This window comes from uncultured Gemella sp. (assembly GCF_963529685.1).
GTDB lineage: Bacteria > Bacillota > Bacilli > Staphylococcales > Gemellaceae > Gemella.
The window spans coordinates 1-6,926 of sequence record NZ_CAUSAI010000062.1 but is presented as its reverse complement, the minus strand read 5'-3'; the positions used below and the strand labels follow the sequence as shown (position 1 = coordinate 6,926).

8 protein-coding genes and 1 pseudogene are annotated in these 6,926 nt (G+C 28.6%); 4 read left to right on the top strand and 5 right to left on the bottom strand.

Annotation, left to right across the window (positions count from 1 at the left end):
- On the top strand, positions 1-395 hold a 395-nt coding region (locus RWS90_RS07515), incomplete at its 5' end, for a VTT domain-containing protein (RefSeq protein WP_314550142.1).
- A gap of 345 nt (positions 396-740) precedes the next feature.
- Here RWS90_RS07515 and galE read toward each other — a convergent pair.
- Complete coding sequence (galE, locus tag RWS90_RS07510; RefSeq protein ID WP_314550141.1) at positions 741-1,763, bottom strand: UDP-glucose 4-epimerase GalE; 1,023 nt, start codon at positions 1,761-1,763, stop codon at positions 741-743.
- 239 nt (positions 1,764-2,002) lie between these two features.
- Here galE and RWS90_RS07505 point away from each other — a divergent pair, with 239 nt between their 5' ends.
- Genes RWS90_RS07505 through RWS90_RS07495 form a run of 3 tightly spaced genes read left to right on the top strand, consistent with a single transcriptional unit; the run spans position 2,003 to position 4,503 of the window.
- Positions 2,003-2,962 (top strand): Gfo/Idh/MocA family oxidoreductase, encoded by a 960-nt coding sequence (locus RWS90_RS07505; RefSeq protein ID WP_314550140.1) that lies wholly within the window; start codon positions 2,003-2,005, stop codon positions 2,960-2,962.
- 15 nt (positions 2,963-2,977) lie between these two features.
- Positions 2,978-3,847: a glutathione S-transferase C-terminal domain-containing protein gene (locus tag RWS90_RS07500; protein ID WP_314550137.1), complete on the top strand. Its 870-nt coding sequence runs from the start codon at positions 2,978-2,980 to the stop codon at positions 3,845-3,847.
- Between the two features lie 5 nt (positions 3,848-3,852).
- The gene (locus RWS90_RS07495) at positions 3,853-4,503 is read left to right on the top strand and encodes an MmcQ/YjbR family DNA-binding protein (RefSeq protein WP_314550135.1); all 651 of its coding nucleotides are present in this window, start codon (positions 3,853-3,855) and stop codon (positions 4,501-4,503) included.
- A gap of 59 nt (positions 4,504-4,562) precedes the next feature.
- On the opposite strand, the gene RWS90_RS07490 is transcribed toward RWS90_RS07495, so the two are convergent.
- From RWS90_RS07490 to RWS90_RS07475, 4 genes and pseudogenes are all read right to left on the bottom strand, one after another.
- Positions 4,563-4,916: a hypothetical protein gene (locus RWS90_RS07490; protein ID WP_314550133.1), complete on the bottom strand. Its 354-nt coding sequence runs from the start codon at positions 4,914-4,916 to the stop codon at positions 4,563-4,565.
- On the bottom strand, positions 4,917-5,516 hold the full coding sequence (locus RWS90_RS07485) for a response regulator transcription factor (RefSeq protein ID WP_314550131.1): 600 nt from the start codon (positions 5,514-5,516) through the stop codon (positions 4,917-4,919).
- Positions 5,517-5,531: 15 nt separating this feature from the next.
- Positions 5,532-6,242 carry a histidine kinase gene (locus tag RWS90_RS07480; RefSeq protein WP_314550129.1) on the bottom strand — a complete coding sequence of 237 codons (711 nt, stop codon included), beginning with the start codon at positions 6,240-6,242 and terminating at the stop codon, positions 5,532-5,534.
- Between the two features lie 463 nt (positions 6,243-6,705).
- Positions 6,706-6,926, bottom strand: a pseudogene (locus RWS90_RS07475) (ABC transporter permease); the annotation flags it as partial.

Here is a 6,926-nt window from a genome sequence, read left to right as displayed (position 1 = left end):
GTGATAATTGTAACTATTTTATTGGAAGAAACTTCTCTGATTATTTAAAGAGTAAAGCGTGGTTTAAAAAGTTTGTGTCTGATGAAAACATAAAAGACGCGGAGAACTTTGTAGCAAAACACGGAGGAAAATCTATTTTCTTAGCTAGATTTTTCCCAATTATCCGTACGATCGTTCCATTTATTGTAGGGGCTGGTAAGATGAAATACTCTAAGTTTAGAGTGATAGATTTCTTTGGAGGACTTTGTTGGTGTACATTATTTATATCAGTAGGGTACTTCTTCGGAAATATTTCATATGTTAAGAAAAACTTTTCAGTAGTTGTAATTGCTATTGTTTTAATTAGCTTAATTCCATTAGTTATTGGAGCAATTAAATCTAGAAAAAAAGCATAATTTATGAGGAAGGAGACTCGTTTGAGTCTCTTTTCTAGTAAGTTGAGTAATTAAACTTTTCAAAACAAATGAGACTTTACTATATGACAAAAGAAACGAGTTAAATAATTGAAAAATCATCCATTCTTGAGAAAAAAGAAGGATGATTTTTATTATGGAAATAAGAATAGTGGTTAATTCAATAAGTGTTATTATATAAAAAAAAGGAGTGACTCAAAAATCATGATTTTGGAAAATCGATTTTGTTGAGTCATTCCCGTTGCGCCTATAGGCTCTTATATTAACTTTTTATTTCTAGGACTTTTAGGTCAGTCTCATAGACTTTTATTTTCTTGTTTAAGTATATTAATCAGCGAATCCGTTTGGATGTTTACTTTGCCATCTCCAAGAATCTTCACACATACGTTTTATATCGTATTGAGCTTCCCATCCAAGTTCTTCTTTTGCTTTTGTAGCATCAGCATAACATGCAGCGATATCTCCTGCACGACGTGGAGTTATAACATATGGTAAATCACGCCCAACAGCAGCTGATGCACTCTTAATAATATCTAATACAGAATAACCAATTCCTGTTCCTAAGTTATAAATAGTTAAGCCACTACCTTTTTCTAATTTCTTAAGAGCAGAAACGTGACCTCGAGCCAAATCTACTACGTGGATGTAGTCACGTACTCCAGTACCATCATGAGTATCAAAATCATTACCAAAAACTTGAACTTTTTCTAGTTTACCTACAGCTACTTGCATAATATAAGGAATTAGGTTGTTTGGTACTCCTTTTGGATCTTCACCAATATCTCCACATTCATGTGCTCCGATTGGATTAAAGTAACGAAGGAGAACAATATTCCATTCGTTGTCTGCTTTATAAACATCTTTTAAAATATCTTCAGTTATTAATTTAGTACGTCCGTATGGGTTAGTTACAGATAATGGGAAATCTTCTTTAATTGGTAATGTATGAGGATCTCCATAAACTGTAGCTGATGAACTAAAAATTATATTTTTACAGTTGTGTTTTTCCATAACACGGAACAAAGTAATAGTTCCAGCTATATTATTATCATAATATGCTAATGGGATTTCACAAGATTCACCAACTGCTTTTAATCCAGCGTAGTGAATAACTCCATAAATATTTCCTTCTTTTTCAAAAACTTTGTTTAATTTATCTTCATCTCGAACATCAACTTCATAAAATGTTACCTTTTTACCAGTAACTCGTTCAACTACTTCTAAACTCTTTTTGTTGGCATTATATAAGTTATCAACGACAACTACTTCATTTCCATTGTTTAATAATTCTATACAAGTGTGAGACCCGATAAATCCAGCTCCACCTGTAACAAGTATTTTTTTAGTCATATTGTATTCCTTTCCATTCTGAAATATATATATATATATCATACAAGGTACATATAAGTCAATAGAAAAATGAAAAAATATGAAAGATAATAAAAATAATGTCTATTATTTTCAAATTGATATCGAATAGTTATTATAATAGAGGTGATGAGTTGGAGGAAGAGTTTTTATGCAGAAAAGTTGCTAGTGTAAGTTTATAAAGATATAATTAAAGGATACATAGTAATTTGGAGGAAAACATGAAATTAGGAATTATTGGTTCTGGAATGATAGTGAAAGATTTCTTATCTTTTGCTCATGAACTTCCAGAAATTAAATTAGAAGCTATAACAGCTCGAAATATTGAAAATTTAAAAGAATTACAGTCTAAATATAATATTAAGAATATATATACTGATATTGATTTTTGTCTGGAAAATAAAGAAGTAGATACAATTTATGTTGCAGTTCCGAATAATTTACATTATTCAGTTGCTAAGAAATCTTTAGAAGCTGGTAAAAATGTTATTTGTGAGAAACCTTTCACCTTAAAGTATGATGAAGCTGTAGAATTATTTAAAATAGCCGAAGCTAAGGAATTAATATTAATAGAAGCAATAACAAACCAATATCAAAAAAATTATCTTGATATACAAGATAACATTGATAACATAGGAGAAATACGACTTGTTGAGTGTAATTTTTCTCAACTTTCTTCAAGATACGAAGCATTTAAAAATGGAATAATAGCTCCAGTCTTTGATAAGAGTAAAGGTGGAGGAGTGCTTGGTGATTTAAATATTTATAACATTCACTTTGTTGTTGGATTATTTGGTAAACCTAATAATGTACATTATGCACCTAATATAGTTAATGATGTGGATACTTCGGGTATTCTTCTATTAGAATACGATAACTTTAAAGTAGTATGCATAGCAGCCAAAGATACTTTTAATAATAGTTATGTAAATATTCAAGGAGATCAAGGTATAATTAAGGTTATTGGTCCTACAAATGAAGTTCCTAATTACAGTATTCAAACAAAAGATAATTTTATAGAGGAAAATAATAATATCCATTCACATAGAATGTTTGCTGAGTTTAAAAAATTCGTTGAAGTTATAAATAATAAAGATTTTGAGTTCATGAATGATCAGAAAGAACATACTTTGAATGTTATGTATATTTATGAAGAAGCGAAAAAATTTATAGAAAATTAAAGAGGAGAAAATCACATGAAAAAATTTTTTAGTAAACCATTTGGAACAGAGGAACAACCTATAGAGGAAGGGAGATATAGACTATTTTGGACTGCGGTCTGTCCTTATGCACATAGAGCAGTTATAGCAAGAGAGATACTAGGATTAGATGATGCGATTAGTTTAGGAACATTGGATTATCGTCGTGGAGAAGAAGGATGGCAATTTAGCTTAGATAAAGAAGGGCTAGATCCAGTTTTAAAACAATCAAAAATTAAAGATGTGTACTTAAATAGTGATTCAGATTATGAAGGACCATATTCAGTACCGGTGCTTGTTGATATAACTACAGGAAAAGTAGTTAGAAAAGAATCAGCTGAGTTACTTCATGAATTTGCGACAGTATTTAAAAAACTACATAAAAAAAATGGAATAGATTTATATCCTGAGCATCTTGCTGATCAAATCGATGAGTGGAATGAAAAATTAGCTGTAGCTATTAATGATGGTGTGTATGAAATGGGATTTGCTGAAAGCCAAGAAAAATATGATGAGGCATTCGAAAGATTCTTCGATATGATGGATGTAGTTGAGAAACGTTTATCAAATCAAAGATACTTCCATGGAAATACGATAACAGAAACAGATATTCGTTTCTATACTACTATGATTCGCTTTGATATCGTTTATTATGGATTATATTCTGCGAATAAAAAGAGAATTGAGGAATATCCTAACATTTTCAACTACTTAAAAGATTTATATCAAACACCAGGATTTGGCTCTACAACAGACTTTGAAGCAATTAAGGTCGGATATTATGTATCAGCAGGTAAAACTATTGTACCAAAAGAACCAGAAGTAGATAAGTGGAATCAAAGTCATGATAGAGCTAGATTCGAATAATAAATATGAAGATTATAGATGTAGAGGAATATAACTTTTCTAAGGAACAGCTAAACGGGTTTGGATTTAAGGAAGAAGCAGAAAAACTAATATATCGAAAAGAAATTTTAGATAGTAGTTTCTCAATAGAAATCGTATTTGTTAATAGTCAACTTTTGATAGAAGTTTATGATTTAGAATTTGATGAGATTTATTCATTATTTAGTGTAGCTAGTGCTGTAGGCGAAACGGTTCAAAATATTATAGAGTCTGTGGAAAAAATCCTAAATTCTATATTAGGATTAGCTGATAAATCAGAAAAAATAAGTTCAGAAGTTATAGACTATTGTAATAATAAATATGGTGGAAATCATGTTAATCCTTTTAAAAAACATCCAGATATATTAGCTATGGTAAATGAAAAAAATAAATGGTATTCCTTGTTTCTGGACATAGAGTATAATAAATTGAATAAAAATACTGATATTACAACTAAGGTGAAAATTTTAAATGTAAAATATCCTGCGGATAAAATTTTAGAAATTATTGATAATAAAAATATTTTTCTAGCATATCATATGAATAAAAAGCATTGGATTAGCATAGTGATAGATAAGAATATCAAATTGGAGTCAATAAAAGAATTAATCAACATAAGCTATTCTTTGGTCAAATAAAATAATAGGAACAACTAAAAATCAATTTGTAAAAATTATGATTTAGAGTTGTTCCTGTTTTATTTATTATACGCAATTATCAAGAATATTATTTGGAAAATAATAGAAATAATAAAGAAAAGTCCAATATAAATCCCTAACGCACCAGCGATGATATATAATATAATATTTATAATTATTAAATAATTTTTCGCGAATTTTATTAATGAGATAACAATATTAAAAATAACAGCTATTAAGAGCATAAAGTAGTGTGGTATTAGAAATGCAAGTAGCATTCCTGAACCAGCGCCTGCGCTAGGACTGTCAGAATGATTAATTTTTGATATTACACATGTAAAGTATAGTATTGTTAGTGCTATGTATATAATTGACGAAAGTAATGATAATCTTATAGCGAGTTTTCTTGTCATCTAAAGCCATCCTTCCTCAGTAGATTTTTTTACAGCTTCTGTTCTGTTTTTGCAGTTTAATTTAGTTAGGATGTTAGAAATATAATTCCTAATAGTTCCTTCGGATAAGAACAATTCATTAGCAATCTCTTTATTTGGTAATCCTTCTTTAATTTTTAAAAGAATAATTTTTTCTTGATTTGTTAATGGATTATGATTGTTAAAAATATTTTCCATTAGTTCAGGTGAGTATTCTTTGTTACCTGATAAGACGTTGTTAATTGTTTTCATAAGTTCATCTATTGAGCGATCTTTTAAGACGTAGGCATCTACGTTGTTTTTTATAGCGCGTTCAAAATATCCCATACGTTTAAAAGTTGTCACAATAACAACTTTACAATGTATATTATTACTACGAATGTATTCTAGTACGTCTAGTCCTGTTGCTTCAGGCATTTCTACATCAAGTATAGCTACATCTATATCATTAGTAGAAATTAAATCTATAGCTTCTTTTCCATTTTTTGCTTGAAGTACATTTTCAACACTAACTTCCATTAATAATAATGTTGCCATTGCATCTCGTAACATACTTTGATCTTCAGCGATAAGTAATTTCATATTGTCCTCCTGTTGTTATTTATTGATTGTTACTTCGATAGTTGTGGGAGATTTTTTTGATATTATATTTATTACTCCATTAACTAGTTTAATTCTTTCTCTTATAGATGAAAGTTCCGTTCCGTTAATATTTTCAAAGCCATTACCGTTATCAGAGATAATAACAGTGTAGTTATTATTAGATTCATTTATTTCAATATTGCATTTATTAGCATTACTATGCTTAATGACATTATTCGTTAATTCTTTTAGTACCATTGTAATAGTCCATTCTACTAGCTGAGATGGTAGTGTAGTCATATTATTCTTAATATCTAACGAAATATCAGCCATGGTCATTATATCTGAAATAACTTTTAATTCTTCATTAATACTTCTATATTTAAGCTTATTAATTATAGATCGCGTTTCTGTCATAGAAGAACTACTGATTTCACTGATTTCTTTAAGTTCATTTTTGGCTGCTTCAATATTATTTTTTTCTAAATATTTTTCAGCTAGTTCTGCTTTTAATTTTAGCATAACAAAGGTATGGCCGATACTATCATGTAAGTCGCGTCCAATTCTATTTCTTTCATTTTCAGCAAGAAGTAGGTTAATATGTTCATTGTGTTTTAAACGTTCATTTTTTAATCTATTTCTTTCATAGGCATATTTTTGGCTAAAATAAGTTATGATACATATAGAAGAAAAAATAAATAGGATTATTCTATCTCCAATATTCATTTTGGGATTAGCAATTATATATAATGTTAGGATATTTATTGTTATGAAAAAACTAATTGTTCTATAAGTAAAATATTTATCTTGAAAATGCCAAACAAGTAGATTACTTAAATAAAAACTAAATAGAATGTTCGTTGGATATAAAACAATGGTCATGTAACTGATATAAGCAATTAAATAAAACCATTCTGTAAAAACAAGAACTCTATTTTTTGTATATAACATTCCTATATATGAAGCGATGGCGAGAATAGTTAAGGGTAATATATATTTTGGATAACTTCCACTAATAACATATACAAGTGGGAATATAAAAAATACCAAAGATAGATAAAACCCATAATTTCCCTTTAATAAATTTAGTAATTTTTTATACATTTCAGCCTCCTTATTCTTTAATGATACCATAATAATATAAGAGTGTGAATAATTTATCCTCACTCTTATATTATTATTATTATTATTATTTTGATTCTCCTCTGTTTTTTATTACCAATGTAGCAATTATACATACAATTGAGTAGGCTAGAAGTATAGCTAGAGCTTTATAAGAGAAAATATCTTCTTTGATATATTTATTAACGAACTCTAATAAATAATAGGTTGGTGTCAGTTTAGATATATTTTGCAACCATTCTGGGAAAAGATAAACAGGCCACCAAAGTCCACCTAACATAGCAAGTC